This window comes from Pleomorphomonas sp. T1.2MG-36, from assembly GCF_950100655.1.
Taxonomy (GTDB): Bacteria; Pseudomonadota; Alphaproteobacteria; order Rhizobiales; family Pleomorphomonadaceae; genus Pleomorphomonas.
In genome coordinates this window covers 497587-519402 of record NZ_CATNLY010000001.1, presented here as the reverse complement: position 1 = coordinate 519402, position 21816 = coordinate 497587, and the positions used below count along the sequence as shown (strand labels likewise).

Annotated in this window: 17 protein-coding genes; 10 read left to right on the top strand and 7 right to left on the bottom strand. The window is 64.0% G+C overall.

What is annotated here, in order from left to right; genetic code table 11:
• Positions 1-23: 23 nt before the first annotated feature.
• The 4 genes from flgK (at position 24) to treZ (ending at position 5691) form a co-directional block, all read left to right on the top strand.
• Positions 24-1760: a flagellar hook-associated protein FlgK gene (gene flgK / locus QQZ18_RS02490; RefSeq protein WP_284537680.1), complete on the top strand. Its 1737-nt coding sequence runs from the start codon at positions 24-26 to the stop codon at positions 1758-1760.
• Positions 1761-1777: 17 nt separating this feature from the next.
• Positions 1778-2677, top strand: coding sequence for a flagellin (locus QQZ18_RS02485; protein WP_284537679.1), 900 nt, complete (start codon positions 1778-1780; stop codon positions 2675-2677).
• Between the two features lie 239 nt (positions 2678-2916).
• Positions 2917-3831, top strand: coding sequence for a DMT family transporter (locus QQZ18_RS02480; protein WP_284537678.1), 915 nt, complete (start codon positions 2917-2919; stop codon positions 3829-3831).
• Positions 3832-3927: 96 nt separating this feature from the next.
• Positions 3928-5691, top strand: a complete 1764-nt coding sequence (gene treZ / locus QQZ18_RS02475) for a malto-oligosyltrehalose trehalohydrolase (protein ID WP_284537677.1) — start codon at positions 3928-3930, stop codon at positions 5689-5691.
• Between the two features lie 18 nt (positions 5692-5709).
• Here treZ and QQZ18_RS02470 read toward each other — a convergent pair whose 3' ends face one another.
• Positions 5710-6879 carry an iron-containing alcohol dehydrogenase gene (locus QQZ18_RS02470; RefSeq protein WP_284537676.1) on the bottom strand — a complete coding sequence of 390 codons (1170 nt, stop codon included), beginning with the start codon at positions 6877-6879 and terminating at the stop codon, positions 5710-5712.
• 347 nt (positions 6880-7226) lie between these two features.
• Positions 7227-9779 carry an EAL domain-containing protein gene (locus QQZ18_RS02465; RefSeq protein ID WP_284537675.1) on the bottom strand — a complete coding sequence of 851 codons (2553 nt, stop codon included), beginning with the start codon at positions 9777-9779 and terminating at the stop codon, positions 7227-7229.
• Between the two features lie 851 nt (positions 9780-10630).
• Between QQZ18_RS02465 and QQZ18_RS02460 the strand changes: the two genes are divergently transcribed.
• From QQZ18_RS02460 to msrQ, 3 genes are all read left to right on the top strand, one after another.
• A complete protein-coding gene (locus QQZ18_RS02460; protein ID WP_284537674.1) occupies positions 10631-11950 on the top strand; it encodes an O-acetylhomoserine aminocarboxypropyltransferase/cysteine synthase family protein in 1320 nt (439 codons plus the stop codon).
• Positions 11951-12097: 147 nt separating this feature from the next.
• Positions 12098-13057, top strand: coding sequence for a protein-methionine-sulfoxide reductase catalytic subunit MsrP (gene msrP, locus QQZ18_RS02455; RefSeq protein WP_284537673.1), 960 nt, complete (start codon positions 12098-12100; stop codon positions 13055-13057).
• Positions 13057-13671, top strand: coding sequence for a protein-methionine-sulfoxide reductase heme-binding subunit MsrQ (gene msrQ / locus QQZ18_RS02450; RefSeq protein WP_284537672.1), 615 nt, complete (start codon positions 13057-13059; stop codon positions 13669-13671). Before msrP ends, msrQ begins: the two co-directional genes overlap by 1 nt.
• Before the next feature lie 98 nt (positions 13672-13769).
• On the opposite strand, the gene rpiB is transcribed toward msrQ, so the two are convergent.
• From rpiB to hutC, 5 genes are all read right to left on the bottom strand, one after another.
• Positions 13770-14234: a ribose 5-phosphate isomerase B gene (rpiB, locus tag QQZ18_RS02445; protein ID WP_284537671.1), complete on the bottom strand. Its 465-nt coding sequence runs from the start codon at positions 14232-14234 to the stop codon at positions 13770-13772.
• Between the two features lie 138 nt (positions 14235-14372).
• Positions 14373-14957 (bottom strand): HutD/Ves family protein, encoded by a 585-nt coding sequence (locus tag QQZ18_RS02440; RefSeq protein WP_284537670.1) that lies wholly within the window; start codon positions 14955-14957, stop codon positions 14373-14375.
• A complete protein-coding gene (gene hutU, locus QQZ18_RS02435) occupies positions 14954-16627 on the bottom strand; it encodes a urocanate hydratase (RefSeq protein WP_284537669.1) in 1674 nt (557 codons plus the stop codon). Before hutU ends, QQZ18_RS02440 begins: the two co-directional genes overlap by 4 nt.
• A 52-nt stretch (positions 16628-16679) precedes the next feature.
• Positions 16680-17672 carry an acyltransferase family protein gene (locus QQZ18_RS02430; RefSeq protein ID WP_284537668.1) on the bottom strand — a complete coding sequence of 331 codons (993 nt, stop codon included), beginning with the start codon at positions 17670-17672 and terminating at the stop codon, positions 16680-16682.
• Between the two features lie 209 nt (positions 17673-17881).
• On the bottom strand, positions 17882-18616 hold the full coding sequence (gene hutC / locus QQZ18_RS02425; RefSeq protein ID WP_284537667.1) for a histidine utilization repressor: 735 nt from the start codon (positions 18614-18616) through the stop codon (positions 17882-17884).
• A gap of 108 nt (positions 18617-18724) precedes the next feature.
• Between hutC and hutF the strand changes: the two genes are divergently transcribed.
• The 3 genes from hutF to QQZ18_RS02410 all read left to right on the top strand — a co-directional run bounded on the left by hutF (position 18725) and on the right by QQZ18_RS02410 (position 21815).
• A complete protein-coding gene (hutF, locus tag QQZ18_RS02420) occupies positions 18725-20101 on the top strand; it encodes a formimidoylglutamate deiminase (RefSeq protein ID WP_284537666.1) in 1377 nt (458 codons plus the stop codon).
• Positions 20102-20177: 76 nt separating this feature from the next.
• Positions 20178-21014 (top strand): transporter substrate-binding domain-containing protein, encoded by an 837-nt coding sequence (locus QQZ18_RS02415; RefSeq protein ID WP_284537665.1) that lies wholly within the window; start codon positions 20178-20180, stop codon positions 21012-21014.
• 78 nt (positions 21015-21092) lie between these two features.
• On the top strand, positions 21093-21815 hold the full coding sequence (locus QQZ18_RS02410) for an ABC transporter permease (RefSeq protein ID WP_284537664.1): 723 nt from the start codon (positions 21093-21095) through the stop codon (positions 21813-21815).
• The last annotated feature ends 1 nt before the right edge of the window (position 21816 follow it).

Below are 21816 nucleotides of genomic sequence, written 5' to 3'. Positions count from 1 at the left end.
GCCGGATCTTCGAGGGGAACGCCATGTCACTCTCCGTTGCCAGCACCATCGCCCTTTCCGCCATGCGGGCCGCGCAGGTGGGTGTCAGCGTCTCCTCGTCCAATATCGCCAATGCCGATGTCGACGGCTACACCGTCAAGACCGCCAACCAGGTGTCGACGGTGTCGGCCTCGACGGGATCCGGAACCGCTGTCGCCTCCATCACCGGCGGCGTCGACAAATATGTGTTCGCGTCCCTGATCTCCGCCAACGCCGATGTCGGGGGCGCCGCCGCGACGGCGAGCTATACCGATCGGCTTCAGGCCCTGATGGGCGCCACGACAGGCAGCGAGGATGGTGGCACATCCCTGGCAACGCAGGTGAGCGACCTTCAAACGGCAATCAACTCGCTTGCCTCCTCCCCGGAAGACGACACGGTACAAAGCCAAGTCATCTCCGCCGCCGACAGTCTCGCGAGCTCTTTGCGCGAGACCTCGTCTTCGATCCAGGAGCTCAGAGCCGACGCCGATCAGCAGATCGCCGACGATATCGACACCATCAATGATGCTCTCGGGACCATCGACGATCTGAACGACGCCATTCTGGCCGCGAAGGCAAAGGGAGCGTCGACCGCCGATCTCGAAGACCAGCGAAACACGGCCATCGAGACTATTTCCAGCCTGATCGGCATCAAGACGACGACCACGTCCAGCGGGTCGATCTACATCTCCACCACCGGCGGCACTGCGCTGCTCACCAGCTCGGTGCATGCCCTGAGTTTCAGCGCATCGGCGACCGTAAAGGCGGGAACGGTGCTGAGTGGGGTTTCCGTCGACGGGAAGGATATCACGAACGAGTTGACCAGCGGCGAGGTCGGCGCCCTTTTGACGCTTCGCGACGGTACGCTCGTCGAGGCGCAGGATGAACTCGATGCCCTGGCAACGGCGCTGATCGATACGCTGAACGGCGTGACCGCGGACGGGTCGGCCGTACCGGCACCGGAGAGCCTCACCGGGACGGCCAAGGTTTCGTCGGACAGTGCGCTTTCCGCTTCCGGCAGCGTCGGCATCGCCCAGGTTGACGATAACGGCGCGCTCGTCGGCTACACCGATCTCGATCTTTCCAGCTACGATACGGTTGGCGATCTGGTTTCGGCGCTCGATGCGATCGATGGCATCGCTGCCTCGCTGGATAGCAGCGGCAAGCTCACGATTGCCGCGACGACGTCGGGGAGCGGGGTGGCCATCGGCGCGCTCGATGGCGACATGACCGGTGACGGTACCAGCTTCTCAAGCTATTTCGGCCTCAATCCGCTGCTCACCGGTAGCGGGGCGGCGAACATCTCGCTTTCTTCGGCCATTTCCACCGATTCGAGTGCGCTTGCCATCGGAACGCTGGCAACGTCGACGACGATCGGGGCGACCGTCCTCACCTCCGGGTCGGCAACGGTGGCCAACGGACTGCTGGATGCCATGACCGGCACGCAAACCTTCGCGGCCGTCGGCGGCATCGGGTCGACGACGGTGACGCTTGGCGATTATGCGGCCCGCATCGTGACCGATTTCGCCAGTCGCGCATCGGATGCGGAAGCCGCCGAAACCAGAGCCGAGACGCTGGCAACCTCGCTCTCCGATACCATCGCCTCGCAGTCGGGCGTCAACATCGACGAGGAGACTTCCAAGATCTCCGACTATCAGGCGCTGTACGCCGCCGCCGCGCAGATCATCCAGGCGGCCAACGAAATGTTCGAGGCACTGTTGTCGGCTGCCAAGTCGGCCTGAAACCGGGAGAACCGCCGATGGGAATGCGTGTTGCCACCTTTGCGGCGTCCGACCGCCTTTTGCAGGCGGCGCTGAAGGTCCAGGCAAAGCAGGCGGAAGCGACGCTTCAGCAGGCATCCGGCCAGATTTCCGACAACTATGGCGGTCTGGGCAACAAGGCAGGCTCGGTCGTGTCGCTGCAGTCGTCGGTGTCGATGTCGAAGTCCTACGCCGAGGCGGCGAACACGGCCAGCACCCGCGTGGAAGCCATGTATGATGCCGTCGACAGCATCATCGATCAGATCACCAGCATGAAGGCGACGCTGTCGTCCTTCTCGGCGACTTCAAGCGGCACGGACGAACTGCAAGTCACCGCCGAGGAGATGCTGGAGAGTCTCGCCTCGCTGATGAACACGCAGCTTGGTGGCCGCTATCTCTTCGCGGGCAGTGCCGTCGATCGGCCGCCCATCGATCTGGACAGTCTTGCGTCGGCGACTTCGCCGTCCTCCGCCGATACCAGCTACTATCAAGGCGACGATGCGGTGACCGCGGTGAAGGTCTCCTCCGAGCAGACGGTGTCCTACGGCGTCACGGCCGACAACGAGAACTTCGAGAAGGCGCTGAGGGCCTTGTCGCTGGTCGCCTCCGGCGCCACCGATAGCGATGCGCTCACCGAGGCGAGCGGCCTGCTCGACGAAGCGATCAGCGGCCTTGCCACCGTGCAGACCCGCCTTTCCCTCAACGCCTCAGCCCTTAAGACGGCGATCAGCGACCAGGAAAACTATCAGGATTTTGCCGGCGATCTCGCCACCAGCCTCAGCGGCGTGGATGTCGCGGTCGTGGCCGCGAAAATGTCGGCCTACGAGACTCAGTTGCAAGCGGCCTATGCCGCCATCGGCAACATCGCCAGCTTGAAGCTTTCGAGCTACTTGTCCTGATCGACGCGTTGCATATTCATTCGCCGAGGGTAGGCCGGGTGAGTTTCTCCAACTGCTCTCGTTTACCGCGCATTCATGCCGTTTCGCCACAACCAAGAATTTTTTGTCGTACTTTTCGACGCCGCCTTGTCTTTGCCTCAAAATCGTTTCATCCAAAGGTCGGCGACTGAGCCAACCCGAGCCGGTTTCGCCTATCCGCCGGCTCTCATTTCAGGCAGATCAAGGTGACCTCCCAGACCATGTCCCCGCCGGTTGACGTCGGGTTGTCGCGCGTCAACGAGCAGATCCTGCTCGCCATCGCCCTGATCGTTGTATCGACGCTGCTGTTTGCGGCCTGCGACGTTGGCGCCAAGTTCATCCAGCATGAGGCGAGCGCCGAGAAGATCGCCTGGTGGCGCAACCTCACCTATGCCCTTGTCGCCGTACCGTTCGCCTTGCGTCGCGAGGGGAGGGCCGTGTTCCGGCCCATCCATCCCTGGCTCAACATTTTGCGCGGGTTGACGGCGATCTGCGGCACCATTTTGTTCCTGCTCGGTCTTCAGCATCAGAACATTCCAGACGCGACGGCGATCGCCTTCGTTTCGCCGGTGTTCGTGATGGCGCTGTCGATCGTCTTTCTCGGCGAGGTCGTCGGCGCACGGCGCTGGCTGGCCGCGCTCGTCGGGTTCCTGGGCGTGTTGGTCATCGTCCAGCCGGGAACGTCGAGTTTTCACTACGCGTCCATTTTCACGCTGGTCGCCGCCTTCGTCGGCGCCTTCTCGACCATTCTGACGCGCAAGGCCGTTCGCGACAGCGCCGAAACGATGATGGTCTGGACGTCGCTGATCGGCGTTACCGTGACGACGGCGCTGGTCTGGCCGGAGATCGGGGATACGTCCTGGCACGAGGTCATCTTCGGCCTTGCCGGTGGTCTGTTCTTCGCCTTGGGGCAGATCTGCTGCGTGTTCGCCTATCGCATGGCCGCAGCCTCGCTGCTTGCCCCCTTCAGCTACGTGCAAATGATTTCGGCCACCGCCGTCTCCTATATGGTCTGGAACATCATTCCTGGACTGACCACCACCATCGGCGCGTCGTTGATCGTGGCGAGCGGGCTCTACTCGCTACATCGCGAGCGTCTGCGCGCGCGGCAGCGGTTGGTGGGGCTGGATTTGTAAATAGCCGGTTCTGGCTGGTTGCGTGCATGGATCTCCCCGGCCACAATGGCCTTGCCGAACGACGGTTTCGGCAACCGCCTTGCGGGAGACGCCTGGATGGACATGTCGACACCGGCGGCACAGTTGACTGCCGCCGACGATCACGGGCTGGCGGGATTCGGCCCCGTGCCTGAGGCGAGGCTCGTTCGCTTCCGACTTTGGGCGCCTGAGCAGAAGGCCATGGTCCTGGCGATCGAGGGCCGCAAGCCCTTGCCTATGACGAGGGGATCGGGTGGCTGGTTCACGCTGACGACCGCCGCTCCGGCCGGGACGCGCTATCGCTTCCAGTTGCCGGGTGGTGCCTTCGTGCCCGATCCGGCCAGCCGCTTTCAGCCGGAGGACGTGCACGGGCCAAGCGAGATCGTCATCCCGGATACCTTTCGCTGGTCCGATACTCGTTGGCGCGGTCTTTCATGGCACGAAGCGGTCGTCTACGAGCTGCATGTCGGCACCTTCACGCCCGAGGGCAGCTTTCGTGCCGCCGCCGCTCGGCTTCCCTACCTGAAATCGCTCGGCGTCACGGTCGTCGAGATCATGCCGATCGGCGACTTCCCCGGCCGTTGGAGCTGGGGATATGACGGGGTGTTGCTGTTTGCGCCGGACAGCCGCTACGGCCGGCCGGAGGATCTCAAGTCCTTCGTCGACCAGGCGCACGCGCTCGGTCTCGCCGTGCTGCTCGACGTCGTCTACAACCACTTCGGCCCCGAGGGGAATTACCTGCCGCTTCTGGCCCCCGCCCATACCGATCGGCATGCGACGCCCTGGGGCGAAGCCATCGACTATGATCAGCGCGAGGGCACGTCCATGCGCGATCTCGTGCTCGCCAATGTCCGCATGTGGATCGGCGAGTTTCACCTCGATGGACTTCGCATCGACGCCGCGCACGAAATCCGCGACACGGATCCGGACCATATGCTCACCGCCATCGCGGAAACGGCGCGGGTTGCGGCAGGCGATCGGAAGATCCATCTCGTTTTGGAGAGTGCCCGACTGGAAGCCGATCGGATGTCGCCGGCAGGCTTGTTCGACGGCCAGTGGAACGACGATCTTCATCACGCGCTGCACGCCGCCATCACCGGCGAGGCCGACAAGGACTATGCCGACTACGCGGAGCGACCGGACATTCTCGCCCGGGCTCTTGCCGAAGGGGGGCTGTCCTGCGACGAAGAGGAGACGACGGTTTCCGTTTCGCCGACAGCCTTCGTTTCGTTCCTGCAGAACCACGACCAAGTGGGAAACCGTGCGCGCGGCGACCGCATCGGCACGTTGGCGCCACCGGCAGCCGTGCGGGCCGCCGCGGCGGCGTTCCTTTTGGCGCCGCAGATTCCGATGCTGTTCCAGGGCGAGGAATGGGCGGCTGGAACGCCGTTTCCGTTCTTCTCCGACCTGGGACCGGCGTTCGCTTCGGCTGTGCAGGAAGGCCGGATTGCCGCTTTCGCGGTCGATCCGAAGGTTCTGCTCGACCCTTTCGATCCCGCCACGTTCGATGCCGCCCGGCTCGACTGGGACGAGCAACGCCAGTCCCGTCACGCCCGTATGCTCGATTGGTATCGAGCCATCCTGCGCGTCCGCCGACGGGAGATCGTGCCACTCATTCCCGGCATTCGGCGCGCCGGTGAGTGGCATGTGGACGACGGTGTCGTCCGTGTCACGTGGGAAGGGGAGGCAAGGGATCTTCTGCTGACGCTGAACCTTGCCCCGCGTCAGGCGCCGCTGCCGGCTCCCCTGAGGGGCAAGCCGATATGGCAGGCGGGGCGGATTGCCGGCGGTCTCTGTTCGCCCTGGTTCGTTGCCTGGTCGGTGCGGCGACGGGGAGGATAGCTCCCCGCCGCCGGAAGCTCATCGGGCGAGGCGCAGGATGTCCGCGACGGCGCGGCTGTCGAGCTTGACGAAGTTGCCAAGCGTGCGGCGATCGTCGTTAGTGCCCTTCTTCGCCATCTCCTCGATGCGGTCGTCGTGGATGCCGAGCGAGGCGAGCGTCGTGCCGAGGCCGATCTTGTGGAAGAACGCTTCGAGACGGGCAATGCCCTCGCGGGCGGTCGCCTCTTTGTCGAAGACGTCGAGCTCCACGTTCCAGACGCGCACCGCCCACTGCACGAAGCGTTCGACGTCATGATGGAGGACGTGCTTCATCCAGGCTGGGAAGACGACGGCAAGGCCGGCGCCGTGGGCGACATCGTAGATGCCGGACACTTCATGTTCGATGTCGTGTGAGGCCCAGTCGCCGATGCGGCCGGTGTTGAGCAGGTTGTTGTGGGCGATGGTGCCGGCCCACATCAGTTCCGACCAGGCGTCATAGTCGTCCGGATTGGCCAGCACCTTCGGCGCCTGGGCGATCACCGTCTTCATGGTCGCCTCGATCAGACGATCGGTGAAGGCGACGTTCGTCACGTTGGTGAAGTAGCGCTCCATCAGGTGCGCCATGATGTCGGCCGCGCCGCAAGCCACCTGGAAGGGCGGCAGGGTAACGCAGAGGGCAGGGTTGAGGATCGAAAAACGCGGGTAGAGGAAGGGACCGCCCACGGCGCGCTTCAACCAGCCGTCCTCGTTGGTGATCACGGTCCCGTCGCTCGATTCCGAACCGGCGGCCGGAATGGTCAATACCGTGCCGATGGGGAGCGCGTTCGTGGGCGTGCCCTTGCCGACGTAGAAGTCCCAGACGTCGCCGTCGATGACGGCGCCCATGGCGATCGCCTTGGCCGAATCGATGGCGCTGCCGCCACCGACCGCCAGGATGAAGCCCAGCCCGTGCTGCTTGCACAGGCGAACGCCCTCGTGGACCAGGGAGAGCCGGGGATTGGGCTTGACGCCGCCGAGCTCGACCCACTCGACGCCGGCCGCCTTGAGCGAAGCGCAGACGCGATCGTAGAGGCCGGACGCCTTGATTGATCCGCCGCCGTAGTGCAGCAGGATCTTTCGGCTAAAGCGCGCGGTTTCAACGCCGACCGACGTTTCGCTGTCGCGGCCGAAGACGATTTTCGTCGGGTTGAGGAAGGTGAAGTTTTCCATTGCGTTTCTCCCGTCTGCCGGCGGTCCTTGTGGCGGACGCGCGGCCTTGGGCGCAACCTAAGCGCCAGCGCCAGCCGACACAACGGGAAAGGACGGAGAGTGGGGCGGGCTCGACGACGATCGCCGAGGCGGCCCTTACGGTTTCTACATCGTCCGCCTCTCTTGCGGGCCGGTGCAAGACGCGATCAATGAAGATCGTCTTGTTTGCTTGCTCGTGGCGGAAGCGGAGAGGCAACGCTACGACATTCACGCCGTCTGGCCGAGGGCGCTCCATCAGCCGGCACGCGTTTGGGCTTCCATCGACGCCTTGGTTGCAGGGCAGTCGGGGAGGACGCTTGCCTGAACACTCAGGTCGTGCTGGCCGGCGCCAAGCTGTCGACGACCTTGCTGTAGACCTGGATCGGAGCCGGTCGACCGATAATGTAGCCTTGGATTTCCGTGCAGTGTTCCTGGGCAAGGAAGCTTCTCTGCTCCTCGGTCTCGACCCCTTCGGCGATGACTGGGATGCCGAGGCCCCGGCATAGGCCAATGACGGCTCTGATGATCGTCGTCGCCTGTTCCGTGCGCCCGATGGACTGAACGAAGCTCTTGTCGATCTTGATCTTGTCGAAGGGGAAGGCCTGCAGGTAGGAGAGCGACGAGTAGCCAGTACCGAAGTCGTCCATGGCGATGCGCACGCCCATCGCCTTGATACGTCTCAACAAACCGACGATGTGGGCAAAGTCGCCGAGCAGGATGCCCTCGGTGATCTCCAGTTCGAGCCGGGACGGTGGAAGGCCGGTGTCGATCAGCGTCTGCTGGATGAGGAGCGGCAGTTCGCCGTGCTGGAACTGGATCGGCGACAGGTTGACGGCGACGGTGAGCGGGTGTGTCCAACCGGCCGCCGTGCGGCAGGCTTCCTTGAGCACCCAGGCGGACATGTCGAGGATGAGATTGGATTCCTCGGCCAGCGGAATGAAGGCATCGGGCGAGATGGCGCCGCGGGTCGGATGCGTCCAGCGCATCAGCGCCTCGAAACCGAAGATGCGTCCGTTGATCTCCGCCTGCGGCTGGAAGTGCAGGGACAGTTCGCCGTTGCGCAAGGCATGGCCTAGGTCGGCTTGCAGCACCCAGCGGTCGCGAATGACCTGGTCGGCCTTGGATTCGTAGACGCGGATCTGGCCGCGCGCCTCGGACTTGACGTGATAGAGGGCGGCGCCCGCATTGGCGAGCAGAAGGGACCCGCTGTCGCCGTCGAGCGGATAGGTGGCGATCCCGACGCTGATGCCGACGCGGATGGCCTTGTCGTCGATGACGATGTCGGATGAGAAGACGGTTTGGGCCAGTGCGGCCAGTCGGCGCGACGCGTTTGGCTGGTCGGGATCGTTGGAGATCAGCACGAACTCGTTGCCACCCGGCCTGAACACCAGGCCATCGCCAGCGATATCGACGAGGCGCCGCGCCGCCTCCTGCAACACCTGATCGGCCACGGCATGGCCGTAGAGGTCGTTGAGTGTCTTGAAGCGGTCGATGTCGATGCAAAGCAAGCCGAAGCGCGCCTGTGTTGCCGTGGCGGCAAAGATGCCGTCGGCGAGACGAACCATCATCGCGTCACGGTTGGGCAAGCCGGTCAGGCCGTCATGTTGTGAGAGATAGGCTATGCGCTCCTCCGCGCGCCGCTTCTCGGTCACGTCCATCGTCACGCCGACGATGAAGCGCGGCGAGCCGTCGGGGTTGCGGACCACCATGCGCGTGACCGTCAGCAGCCGCGTTCCATTGGGTGTCGAGATGGTTTCGGAGGCGGTCAGCTGCCTGACGCTGCCGGACAGAAGCTCGTCTTCCTCCGCTTCGGCCGCGGCGGCCACCCGTTCCCCAAAAATCTGGCGGGCATTCTTGCCGACGAAGGCATCGCGCGGACAGCCGAACAGCAGCTCGCCCGCCCGGTTGAGCAGGATGTAGTTCCGGCTGAACGGGTCCTTGGCGAACACCGCCGCCGGCACGTTCTCGATGATCGTATCGAGAAACTCCCGCGTCGCTTCCAGCTCGTCGGTCGCCCGCTTGCGTTCCGTGACGTCGATCGCCGTCACCAGGACCGCCTGGCGGCCGTTGTGGATCTGCCGTCGGGTGAAAACCTCGACGTCGATCTCCGTGCCGTCGGCCTTGACGTGCCGGAACAGCCGGTCGCCGCTTTGCGTGTCGATCCAGTTGCGGATCGACACGAGCGCCTCGGCCCTGACCCGTTGCGGGCGGATGTCCAGCACGCCCATGTTCATGAACTGGTGGACCGTATAGCCGTAATGGGCGATGGCGGCGCGGTTGACGGCCAGAAAGCGCAAGGTCTCGAAGTCGAACAGATACATGGGAACCGGGCTGTCCTCGAACAGCAGCCGGGATGCCGCTTCCCTTCGCTTGAAATCGCTCACGTCGATGCGAATGCCGACCCGTCCGCCATCCGCCGTCCGCCGTTCCTCGACGCGGATCCAGCGTCCGTCTGCTCGGTGCTGCTCCTCGGCGCTGTTGGAGAGCGCATGTCGCTCGAGGCGGGCCTTGAGCCACTCCTCCTCGCGACCGCGCGCGTCTATGTAGGCGCCGCGCTCCAGGCCGTGGCGCAACATGGATTCGAATGTGCGTCCTTCGACGAGGAAGCCGTCGAGTTCGGGGTAGAACTCGACATAGCGACGATTCCAGAGAATGACCCGATCCTCGGCATCGAAGACGGCAATGCCTTCCGTCGCGGCGTCGAGTGCGGCGTTCACGCGGGAACTCTTGTCGGTTGGCTGGACATCCAACGTACCGGTTGCGCCGGCCGCCTGGTGGAGAGCCGCCTGATAGTTTTCGTAGGTCGAACCGACGACCTTCAGCAGCGCTGCGATGTCGACTTGTCCGTCCGGGTGCGTGGCGTCGGCAAGCTGGCGAGCCAAAAGCCCGCTTGTTCTGTCAGTGCTACCCGATGCTACATATCCGGCATCCGGGTCCTGGCATGCGTCACTCTCCCGATCGGATGTCAAGATCGAGTGCTCCCTCGGAAACAATGGGCTATCCGATGGATCCGGCGAATTGCCAGTCCGCCACGGAACCTGCATCCGGCGGCTGCAAATGTCGGAATCGAACCACCATTATTTCTCCCATATCGCGATCATTCGTCTCAAATTGCCGGGTGCGCCGCCTTTCGTCGAGTTGAATGCTGGCGACCGACACGTTTTACTATGCCCCGCAATTCCGCTGTGTGAAGGGTCTTGAACGATTCGACTGCAACCTTTCCTCGCATCAAAGCATTTCAGATTTTCACACTACAACCAATCCAACATTTTCATCTGTATTGCAAGGTTCATTTGTGCGATGGTGCGTGTATAGCTTAGTACGTATTCTCCATTCGGAATATGTTAACAGAGAAAATACGTTTGTCGAGCCCGAACATCCGCGATTTTTGTTTTCAAAGACAATGAAACTGTGTTTCTGACGGGCTCTTTACGATCAGTTCCTGTACTCGGATCTTCGGATGCGTCGCAGATTGCCGATTTGACCGTGTCTCCTTGCGGGCTCTCTCTGTCGGAAGCTGTTGCATGGGGCGCTGGAAAGACCCTCCCGAAATGAACCCGTTCGAGGATGGATATTGCCTTTCTTGGCTGCGCAAAGAAATTCCAGAACTGTCGTCATTCGCCGGGACGTGGTGGAATGATTTTCGACGGCGGGGCAGGGAGTGAGAAAACCTTCTCCAGGCTGTCCTAGGCGCCGAGGCGAGCGCCGGATGATCGAGCTGGGAGCCAATATCATGAGCAAGTCGCTGCACCCCGAAACCCTTGCCCTTCACGGCGGCAGTTTTCGCGCCGATCCCTCTACTGGCTCCGTCGCGGTGCCGATCCATCAGACAACGTCCTATCAATTCCAGGACGCGGGCCATGCGGCCCGCCTGTTCGGTCTGCAGGAGCTCGGCTTCATCTACACCCGGCTGGGCAATCCGACACAGGACGCGCTCGAAACCCGCATCGCCGCTCTCGAAGGCGGCGCAGCGGCCGTTGCCGTATCCTCGGGGCAGGCGGCCACCACTTTCGCCATCCTCAATCTGGCTTCGGCCGGCGACAACATCGTTTCCTCGACCGATCTCTATGGGGGCACATGGGCGCTTCTCGCCGACACGCTCAGCCAGTTCGGCATTGAAGTCCGCTTCGTCGATCCGACGGATCCGGAGAATTTCCGCAAGGCCACCGATGATCGGACCCGGGCCTACTACGCCGAACTGTTGCCCAACCCGAAACTCAACGTCTTCCCGGTGAAAGAGGTCGCCGACATCGGTCGGCCCCTGGGCATCCCGCTGATCATCGACAATACGGCGGCGCCTTTGTTGTCCAAGCCGTTCAAGCACGGTGCCGCTGTCGTGGTCTACTCGGCCACCAAGTACATCGGCGGCCATGGCACCTCGATCGGCGGTCTGGTCGTCGATGGCGGCAATTTCGAGTGGGACAAGTTCCCGGAGCGTCAACCGCTGCTCAACACGCCCGATCCGGCCTATCACGGCGCCGTCTGGGCCGAGGCGGCCAAGCCGCTCGGACCGATCGCCTTTGCGCTGCGCGTCCGCGTCAAGCTGCTGCGCGACATCGGCGCGGCGCTGTCGCCATTCAACGCTTTCCAGCTGATCCAGGGACTTGAGACGCTGCCGCTTCGAATCCGCCAGCACGTGGCGAATGCCGAGAAGGTGGCCGACTATCTGGCGAACCACCCGGGTGTGACGCGCGTCATCTATCCGAAGCTGCAGGACGGCGAGTTCCGGCGCCGCGCCGATACCTATCTCGAGGGCGGTTACGGTGCGCTGGTCGGATTCGAGCTGAAGGGCGGCGTCGAGGCCGGCCGCAAGTTCATCGATGCGCTGGAACTGCTCTACCATGTCGCCAACATCGGCGACGCCCGTTCGCTGGCCATTCATCCGGCTTCGACGACGCACTCGCAGTTGACCGCCGAGGAACAGCTGAAGACTGGCGTCACGCCCGGCTACGTGCGTCTGTCGATCGGCATCGAGCATCCCGACGACATCATCGCCGACCTCGATCAGGCCCTCATCGCCGCGTCTGCTCCGGTGGCAGCCGCTGCCGAGTGATCGTATCCGAACGAGAACGTGGGTCGGCGCCGCGCTTCGCGGCGCCGACCTTTCGGTGCTCTACACGAAATAGTGGCTTTTCATTCCAGCCGGCTCATTCGAGAATGCCTCCAAAGTGCAGCATCCGCGAGCCGCCGGAGGAATGCCATGCCGACCTATCGCCCGCCCTCCATTCCAGCGTCCGAGATCACGCCGCGTTCGGTCTATCTTCGCCGTCGAGAGTTCATGGGGCTTATGGCCGGGGCGGGGCTGGCGCTCGGCGCCGGTGGGGCTCGCGCCGAGGCGCCGGCCACCATGCCGCTGAAGACGGTACCCGGTGCCTACAAGGTGGACGAACCGCTGACGCCGCGCGAGGATGTCACCACCTACAACAACTTCTATGAGTTCGGCACTGACAAGGCCGATCCGTCGCGCCAGTCCGGCGACTTCAAGCCGAGGCCCTGGACGATCACCGTCGACGGTTTGGTCGGCAAGCCGCAGACCTTCGATGTCGACAAGCTGATCGCCGAGCTGCCCATTGAGGAGCGGATCTATCGCATGCGCTGCGTCGAGGCGTGGTCGATGGTGATCCCCTGGAACGGCTTTCCCCTGAAAGCGCTCCTCGACAAGGTGGAGCCGCTGGGCTCGGCCAAGTTCGTGGCCTTCGAGACGGTGGTTCGGCCCGAGGAAATGCCGGGACAAGCTGGTTATTTCCAGCCCATGCCGTGGCCCTATGTCGAGGGCCTGCGCCTCGACGAAGCGCAGCACCCCCTCGCCATTCTGGCAGTCGGTCTCTATGGCGAAACGCTTCCCAACCAGAATGGGGCGCCCATCCGCCTCGTGGTGCCCTGGAAGTATGGCTTCAAGGGCATCAAGTCGATCGTCCGCATTTCGCTCGTCGAAAAGCAACCGCCCAACTCCTGGAACTCGCTTCAGGGGAGCGAGTACGGCTTCTACGCCAACGTCAATCCCGAGGTGGACCACCCGCGCTGGAGCCAGGCGACCGAACGGCGCATCGGCCAAGGCGGCTTCTTCGGCTCGGGCCGGCGCCCGACATTGATGTTCAACGGCTACGCCGACGAGGTGGCGAGCCTCTATGCCGGCATGGACCTCAGGGCCAACTACTGATGGCGACGGGACGATCGGCCGTTGTCGACAAGATCGCTGGCTGGGGCATCTACGTCGTCGGGCTTATTCCGGCGGTGTCAAGCTTCTGGCTCGGGGCGACGGGGGGGCTCGGGGCCGATCCGGTCCGTGCCTTCGAACAGACGCTCGGCCTGTGGGCGCTGCGCTTTCTCATCCTGACGCTTGCCATCACGCCGCTTCGTCAGCTGGCAGGCGTCAATCTCCTGCGCTTCCGGCGTGCCCTCGGTCTCCTCGCCTTCTGGTACGCGGCGATGCACTTCAGCGTTTACCTGACGCTCGATCGTGGCCTCATCTGGAGTACGATCGTTCCCGACATCGTGCGGCGGCCGTTCATCACCTTGGGCTTTGCCGCATTGGTGCTGCTGGTGCCGCTGGCGGCGACCTCCAACCGGCTGTCGATCCGCCGATTGGGCAAGAACTGGCGGCGGTTGCACCGTCTCGTCTACGTGGCCGTATCGCTCGCGGCCGTTCACTACCTGTTGGCGACCAAGGTGCTCGATCCCACGCAGGCCGTTCACATCGGGCTGGTGGTCGTGCTGCTTGGCTATCGCCTGGTTCGAATGCTGATCCGGCGTCCCGAACGGCGGCCGGCGTGAACGCATCCGGATGCAAGAAGGGCGTTCGGACGCGAGGTCCGAACGCCCTTGTCTCCTCCCGGCCGGCCGCCAATCGGGAGAACGGCGGCCACGCCCTATCAGCAGACCGAATGGCCCGCTTCAAGCTCGGAAATCATGCCGACGCGGCGCGCGTGGCGCCCGCCTTCGAACTCGGCGTTGAGGAACTCGTCGACGATCATCAACGCGAGATCCTGGCCGACCACGCGGGCACCGAAGGCCAGCATGTTGGCGTTGTTGTGCTGGCGCGACAGCTTGGCGGTGTAAGGCTCCGAGCAGACGACGCAGCGGATGCCCTTCAGTTTGTTGGCCGCAAGCGAAATGCCGAAGCCGGTGCCGCAGATGGCGATACCGAGCTGCGCACCGCCGGCGAGCACCACCCGTGCCGCCTTCTCACCCCACTTGGGGTAGTCGGTGCTCTCGGTCGACGTCGGGCCGACGTCCTCCACCGCAAATCCACGCGCCTCAAGATGAGCGACAACGGCCTTTCTGAGGTCGATACCGGTGTGGTCGGAGGTGATGACGATCTTGGTCTTGTCGCTCATGGCTCGGCGCCCGTGCTGTTGTCGAACTGTCCGGTGCCGGAACACCGCTGAAGTCAGCTTCCCCTAACACTCATGTATGACAAATTCCAGCATCCATGCCGCGAGTAACGTCTTCGTGCCAATACGCATGGCGCCCGGTCATTTGTCCGGCATTGCCGCCCCGTCGATACGGCGGAGGCAAACCGCCAGGACGGTTGTCGGATCATCGGCTTCCACGTGCGCTGGCTCGGTTTTCCAGCATTCGATCAGCTCGCCCGTTTCGGCGCGGACGGTCCTGTCGCCGGCAGTGACCGTGACGCTGCCACGCCCAGCGTAGACGTAGGCGAGCTCGGCAGGGGGAAGCTCGGTCCCTATGATTTCGATCTCGGCGGCGAGCTTGCCGCGCGCCGTCATCACGTTGAAATCGCGCGAGGGGCCGTGAACGGCGGTCGCGGTCGTCTGCCAGTCGCCGGAGAAGGCCAGCGGCTCGAACGGCCGCAGCGCCACGCCCGGCCGCGCTCCGCCGAAATCGAGGTCGAAGCCGTCGCCGTCGATCAAGGTGATCACCCTGTCTATGCCGGGAAGCGGCGAGAAGGGGCCGGGCTCGACGACGTCGGCGACCGACAGGCGCCAGAGCAGGGCGCCCGTCGCATCGTCATGGCGGACAAGCTCCAGCGTCGTGCCTCGACCGTTCTGCCAGGGCAGGCGGCGAAAGTCGGCCGCCGTCAGGAGCCGCAGGCTCATTTGCCGAGCATCGGCAGGTCGAGTTCCTTTTCACGGGCGCACTCGATGGCAATGTCGTAGCCGGCGTCGGCATGGCGCATGACGCCGGTTGCCGGGTCGTTGTGAAGCACGCGGGCGATGCGCCGGTCGGCATCCTCGCTGCCGTCGCAGACGATGACCATGCCTGCGTGCTGCGAGAAGCCCATGCCGACACCGCCGCCGTGATGCAGAGACACCCAGGTGGCGCCGGAGGCCGTGTTGAGCAGCGCGTTGAGCAGCGGCCAGTCGGAGACGGCGTCGGAGCCATCTCGCATCGCTTCTGTCTCGCGGTTGGGAGATGCGACCGAGCCGCTGTCGAGGTGATCGCGGCCGATGACGATGGGTGCCTTGACGACGCCCTGCCGGACCATCTCGTTGAAGGCGAGGCCGAGGCGGGCGCGAGCGCCGAGGCCGACCCAGCAGATACGGGCGGGCAGGCCCTGGAAGGCGATGCGTTCGGCGGCCATGTCGAGCCAGTTGTGGAGATGCGGATTGTCGGGCAGCAGCTCCTTCACCTTGACGTCGGTCGCGGCGATGTCGGCCGGATCGCCGGACAGCGCCGCCCAGCGGAACGGGCCGATGCCCCGGCAGAACAGCGGCCGGATGTAAGCCGGCACGAAGCCGGGGAAGGCGAAGGCGTTCTTTTCGCCGGCGTCGAAGGCGCGCTGACGGATGTTGTTGCCATAGTCGAAGACGGGCACACCAAGCGTCTGAAAGTCGAGCATGGCGCGGACATGTTCTCGCATCGACGCGGTGGCGGCGGCGATCACCACATCTGGCTCGACCTTGGCGCGGGTGCGATACTCATCCCAGGTCCAGCCGGATGGCAGGTAGCCGTTGAGCGGATCGTGGGCCGAGGTCTGGTCGGTGACGAGATCGGGCCGCACGCCGCGCCGAACCAGCTCCGGCAGCACGTCGGCGGCATTGCCGAGCAGGGCGATGGAGACGGCCTCGCCCTTTCCCGTGTGGTCGGCGATGAGCCGCAACGCGTCGTCGAGGTCCTTGGCCTGCTTGTCGATGTAGCGGGTCCGCAGGCGGAAATCGATGCGCGACTGCTGGCATTCGACCACCAGCGCACAGGCGCCGGCCATGACGGCGGCGAGCGGCTGGGCGCCGCCCATGCCGCCGAGGCCCGATGTCAGCACCCACCGCCCTCTGAGGTTGCCGTCATAATGCTGGCGCCCGGCTTCCACGAAGGTTTCGTAGGTGCCCTGCACGATGCCCTGCGCCCCGATGTAGATCCACGAGCCGGCCGTCATCTGGCCGTACATCATCAATCCCTCGGCATCGAGCTTATTGAAGTGTTGCCAGTTCGCCCAGTTGGGGACCAGATTCGAGTTGGCGATCAGGACGCGCGGGGCGTCCTTGTGCGTCCGGAACACGCCGACCGGCTTGCCCGACTGGACGAGCAGGGTCTCGTCATCCTCAAGGCGTTCGAGGGTGCGAACGATGGTGTCGAAGCACTCCCAGTCGCGAGCGGCGCGGCCGATGCCACCATAGACAACCAGCTCCTTGGGGTTCTCTGCGACGTCCGGATCGAGGTTGTTCATCAACATGCGGAGCGGCGCCTCGGTCTGCCAGCTCTTGGCTCGAAGCGTCGTGCCCCGGGGGGCGCGGATTTCCACGTCACGATATCGCGTGTTGCTCGGCATGATGATCCCCTATCTTGTCTATACAAGATAGAAGCACCGCGGCGGGCGGGTGTCAATGCTGCGAGGTCATCTCTGGTTTGTTGCGCGCGCCGTGCCGGTGCCACGCCGCAAGAATGGCTGCCTTGCCAGGTCGTTCGACGCGATAGTAGCTCAAGGCGGCGATCACAAGGCATAGAGGGACGGCGATATAGCCCGGGAAGCCGCTCTCATAGGCGTATTTGAACAACTGCTGCCAGATGTAAAGCGAATAGGAAATGGTTCCGAGAAAGACGAGCGGCCGACTCTCGAGGATGCGGCGCGCCTTCGTCGCCGACCGTTCCGCGGTTGCGCCGACCAACGCCAGCAGCAGGCCGTTTGCCGTTGCGGTGATCCATGGTTCCGCGGAAATGAGCATGAGGACGGCGGCAGCCGTGAACGCAATTGGCGACGTCCACGAAGGCAGACGCGCGTCTTTCGTGATCAAGCGCAGAAAGGCCGCCGCAAAGACCGTCGCGGCAGCAACGTCCGGCCGCCAGTAAACGAGAAAGCCATTCTGATGCAGGAGGTAGGTTCGTATCACCCCGTTGCCGAAGCAGAAAAGAGCGCCGCCGAGCAATACGGTAGGCCGCAATCGCGCGGGGGCACTCACCGAGATCAAGGCCAGCGCGATGTAGGCCTGAACTTCCACGCTTACGGACCACAGATGATCGAAAGGTGGAAACCTGTTTGCCAGGATCACCACTAGGTTCACGCTGAAGGTGGGATAGCTCCACCAGTCGGACAGAATGTCGGTGCGACCGAGCGGCATGGCGATAACAAACATGCTGCCGAGAAAGAACAGCAGGGCAGGGTAAAGTCTCGCCAAGCGCCGTATGGCGAACTCGCGCCAATTCATGCCGCCGATGAAAAGGACGTCGGACATCAGCCGGCCGGAGAGCGCAAAGAAAAGCAACACGCCGAATGGCCCCGCGCCGCTCAGTATCTCCGGGCCGAAATGGCCGAGCATCACGCAGGCGATCGCTGTGCCCCGCAGGCCGTCCAGCGCGACGATTCGTTGATCCGGCACGATCCGGTCGATCCTTGCTTCATGCCCGCTCCACCGCAGGCCATCCGGACCGTATCTTCATGGTTGTTAATTTATGTTTCATGCAACGAAACAGAAGCAGTGTGGAAACCTACCCCTTTCATCTCCTGCGTGCAATCTGGCGCAGCGATCCGGGCGAGGGGCGGCAAACGGCCGAGCCTGCGTCATGGTCGACGTGTGGAGGCAGGCAATCAGGATCCGGCGGTCTGTCGGCTCTCGATGCGACTGCGCCCGCCGGGCATCAGCAAGCGGACCGAGGTGACGACCCGCTCGCCGGAAAAGGTGCGACGGCGGATCAACAGGCAAGGGTCGCCTCGGGCGATGGCCAGCAGCTTGGCCTCCCAAGAGGCGGGCAGAACGGCTTCGACGGTATGTTCGACCGTCGTCCAAGGCGCCACGGCGCTCAGATAGCTGTTGGGCGTGCGGGCGGAGAAATCTTGCGTAAGGTAGTCGGGCGCGAGGGCCGGATTGACATATCTGTCTTCGAGCTGGACCGGGATGTCGTTCTCGAGGTGGATGACCAGCGAGTGGAACACGGGTGTGCCGAGCTCGACACCCAGTTCGTCGGCCAGCTCCGGCGTCGCTTTCACCTCGTCCTTCATCACCGTTTGTGCCGCGTGGGCGTGGCCGCGCTCGCGAATCTCATCGGCGATGTTGCGCACCTTGAACACCGAGGTCTGGCTCTTGCCTTCGGCGACGAAGGTTCCAAGTCCCTGGATGCGAAGAAGGACGCCATCCGCCGCGAGTTCGCGCAGTGCCCGGTTTATGGTCATCCGGCTGAGGCCGAGCGTGGCGACCAGCTCATTTTCTGAGGGAATGCGATGGCGGGCCGGCCATTCGCCGCTGCCGATCCGGCTGAGAATCATCTGCTTGACCATGGCATAATGCGGGGGAGTCCCACCTTGACGTTCGTCGACGTCGCTCATTTTCTAGGCACTCCCCAAAAATAGTCAGAGGCAAATGGATTCGGCTTGCGGCCTAAGAAATTTCCTCTACAGTGCTTGTATGTACAAGCGTGAGGTTTCGCGAACAAGATGGTAGCAGATAACCATCAATTGCTTTTCGCCGAAAGAGCCTTGCTGGCGGACGGTTGGGCCGAGAACGTCATCCTCGCCGTTGGTGCCGACGGACGGATCTCGTCCATCGAGCGCGGCGCCGGTGCGAGTGGCGCCAGGCGGCTCGGCGGGCCGGTCATTCCGGCTCTCGCCAATCTTCATTCGCATGCCTTCCAGCGGGCCATGGCCGGATTGACCGACGTTGCCGGGCAGGGTGACGACAGCTTCTGGACCTGGCGCGAGGAGATGTATCGGCTGGTATCGCTGCTGACGCCCGATGACGTGGTGGCGATTGCGGCCAAGCTTCAGGTGGAGCTGCTGAAGGGCGGCTTCGGACGCGTTGCCGAGTTCCATTACCTCCATCATGGTCCGGATGGACGCCCCTATGCCGAGCCGGCGGAAATGTCGCTGGCCATGCTGCGGGCGGCGGACCTTTCCGGCATCGGCTTGACTCTGCTGCCGGTGTTCTACGCGCATTCGGACTTCGGTGGCGCGGCGCCGACCGCCGGCCAGCGCCGGTTCATCCATGACGTCGACGGCTTCCTGACCTTGCTGCACGGCCTTGTCGAGCCGTGCCGGGTGGCCGGCGCACGGCTCGGTCTCGCCTTTCATTCGCTCCGGGCGGTGACCGGCGACGAGATCGCGGCCATCGTGAAAGCGGTGCCGGAACACGCGCCCATCCACATTCATGTGGCCGAGCAGGAGCGCGAGGTGTCGGCTTCCATCGCCCATTCGGGACGGCGCCCGGTGGAACGCCTCTATGACATGGCCGATGTCGACGAGCGTTGGTGTCTCGTTCATGCGACCCATGTCACCGACCTAGAGGTTGCCATGATTGCCGGCTCGGGCGCCGTTGTCGGCCTTTGCCCGACGACGGAAGCGGATCTCGGGGATGGCCTCTTTCCGGCTACGGACTTCCTTGCCGCGGACGGGCGGTTCGGTATCGGCACCGACAGCCACGTCGCCACCTCGGTCGCCGACGAGTTGCGGCTTCTTGAATATGGTCAGCGGTTGCGCGATCGTCGGCGGAATCGGATGGCCAGCCGGCCGGGAGCCTCGGTCGGCCGCACGCTGTTCGACGGTGCGCTCGCCGGTGGCGCCCAGGCGTCCGGCGTGGCCGGGGCGGGACTGGTCGTGGATGCGCCTGCGGATCTGGTGGTGCTGGACGGGCGGTCGCCCTATCTGGCCGCCGTGCAGGGCGACGCGATCCTCGACCGTTGGATTTTCGGCGGCCTGGGATCGGTCGTGCGCGACGTGATGATTGGCGGCCGCTGGCTGGTCGAGGATGGCCGCCATCCGGAGGAAGAAGCGATCGACCGGGCGTTTGCCGCCGCGCTTGCCCGCCTCAGGGCGTGATGTAAGTTCTGGCGCGCATGCAGCGAAAGACATTCAAAAGAAGCCGGAGTGCTTCGCAAAACCAGAGGAGAACACCATGAGCCTTCGCAGTGTTGTTGCCGCATCCGCCCTGTTCGCCGTGCTGGCCGTGCCGGCATCGGCCAAGGAGTGGACGGACGTCACCATCGCGCTTGAGGGCGCCTATGCGCCTTGGAACCTGACCGACGCCAACGGCAAGATCGTCGGTTTCGAGCCCGATCTCACCGAGTATCTATGCGCCCACGCCAAGCTGAAGTGCACGCTCATTTCGCAGGACTGGGACGGCATGATCACCGCTCTCAACGCCGGCAAGTTCGACGTCATCATGGACGCCTTGTCGATCACGCCGGAGCGGAAGGAAGTGATCGACTTCACCGTTCCCTATGCCGCGACGCCGGCCGTTTTCGCAGCGCCCAAGGACGGCGAGCTCGCCAAGCTTGCCGGCACCGGTTCGGTGATCAAGCTCGCCAACACCAAGGATGGCGCCGAGGCGATCGAACCGCTGAAGAAGGCGCTGACCGGCAAGATCATCGGCATCCAGGCGTCGACCGTCTATGCCGGCTTCATCTACGACAACTTCAAGGATGTGGCCGAGATCAAGGAATACAAGACGTCGGCCGAGCGCGATCTCGACCTGTCGGCCGGCCGCATCGACGCCGGCTTCGATGATGCGACCTATTTCCTTGGTGCCTTCGCGAGCGCCGACAATGCCGATCTGGCCTTCACCGGCCCGGAAATCACCGGTTCGATCTGGGGCGAGGGCGAGGGACTCGGGATTCGCAAGTCCGATCCGGAGCTGAAGGCGCTGTTCGACGAGGCGATCAAGGCCGCCGTCGCCGACGGTACCGTGAAGAAGCTGTCGGAGAAGTGGCTCAAGGTCGACGTCACCCCCTGATGCGACAGGAAGCTCCCGGACTGGTGATGGCGGAGACGATCCGCTAAAGGGTCCGGGAGCGCCCGACGGAGAGCCTTGATGTCGTGGATTGACCTGATCGGCTTCGGCGAGCATGGCCGGGGTGGCATCCTTTTGTGGGCCATGGGCATGACGCTGGCGGTCACGGCCGCCTCGCTGTGCATCGGGGCTCTGCTCGGCGCCATCATCGCGGCGGCCAAGCTGTCGTCTTCGCGACCGGCGCGCTGGCTCGGCGACGCCTACACGACCATATTTCGCGGCGCGCCTGAGCTTCTGATCATCTATCTGGTCTATTTTGGCGGTTCCCAGGCCGTCACAGCCGTCGGGCAATGGCTCAACTACGAGGGGTTTCTCGGGCTGCCCTCGTTTCTGGCCGGTGCCATAGCGGTCGGCCTGATCTCCGGTGCCTATCAGGCAGAAGTTTATCGCGGCGCCTATCAGGCCGTCTCCCGTGGCGAACTCGACGCGGCCCGCTCGATCGGCATGGGAACCATGCTGCGCTTCCGCCGTATCCTGGTACCGCAGATCCTGCGCTTCTCGCTGCCGGGCCTCGGTAACGTCTGGCAGCTCAGCCTCAAGGATTCGACCCTGGTGTCGGTGACCGGGCTCGCCGAGCTGATGCGGACCTCCCAGATCGCCGCTGGCTCCACCAAGCAGTATTTCCTGTTCTTCATCGTCGGCGGGGCGCTCTATCTGGTGCTGACGACGCTGTCCGACCGTGTCTTCGGCTTCGCCGAACGGCGCGTCGCCAGAAGCTTCCGTCACAGTCTCGGCCGGCGCTAGG

Excerpts from the sequence above, each read along its gene's own strand:
- hutC (WP_284537667.1), bottom strand. The coding sequence starts at position 18,616 with ATGAGCGACGTCGACGAACGTCAAGGTGGGACTCCCCCGCATTATGCC.
- hutU (WP_284537669.1), bottom strand. The coding sequence starts at position 16,627 with ATGCCGAGCAACACGCGATATCGTGACGTGGAAATCCGCGCCCCCCGG.
- QQZ18_RS02485 (WP_284537679.1), top strand. The coding sequence starts at position 1,778 with ATGGGAATGCGTGTTGCCACCTTTGCGGCGTCCGACCGCCTTTTGCAG.
- flgK (WP_284537680.1), top strand. The coding sequence starts at position 24 with ATGTCACTCTCCGTTGCCAGCACCATCGCCCTTTCCGCCATGCGGGCC.
- msrP (WP_284537673.1), top strand. The coding sequence starts at position 12,098 with ATGCCGACCTATCGCCCGCCCTCCATTCCAGCGTCCGAGATCACGCCG.
- msrQ (WP_284537672.1), top strand. The coding sequence starts at position 13,057 with ATGGCGACGGGACGATCGGCCGTTGTCGACAAGATCGCTGGCTGGGGC.
- QQZ18_RS02440 (WP_284537670.1), bottom strand. The coding sequence starts at position 14,957 with ATGAGCCTGCGGCTCCTGACGGCGGCCGACTTTCGCCGCCTGCCCTGG.
- treZ (WP_284537677.1), top strand. The coding sequence starts at position 3,928 with ATGGACATGTCGACACCGGCGGCACAGTTGACTGCCGCCGACGATCAC.
- QQZ18_RS02470 (WP_284537676.1), bottom strand. The coding sequence starts at position 6,879 with ATGGAAAACTTCACCTTCCTCAACCCGACGAAAATCGTCTTCGGCCGC.
- QQZ18_RS02460 (WP_284537674.1), top strand. The coding sequence starts at position 10,631 with ATGAGCAAGTCGCTGCACCCCGAAACCCTTGCCCTTCACGGCGGCAGT.
- QQZ18_RS02480 (WP_284537678.1), top strand. The coding sequence starts at position 2,917 with ATGTCCCCGCCGGTTGACGTCGGGTTGTCGCGCGTCAACGAGCAGATC.
- rpiB (WP_284537671.1), bottom strand. The coding sequence starts at position 14,234 with ATGAGCGACAAGACCAAGATCGTCATCACCTCCGACCACACCGGTATC.
- QQZ18_RS02415 (WP_284537665.1), top strand. The coding sequence starts at position 20,178 with ATGAGCCTTCGCAGTGTTGTTGCCGCATCCGCCCTGTTCGCCGTGCTG.
- hutF (WP_284537666.1), top strand. The coding sequence starts at position 18,725 with ATGGTAGCAGATAACCATCAATTGCTTTTCGCCGAAAGAGCCTTGCTG.
- QQZ18_RS02410 (WP_284537664.1), top strand. The coding sequence starts at position 21,093 with ATGTCGTGGATTGACCTGATCGGCTTCGGCGAGCATGGCCGGGGTGGC.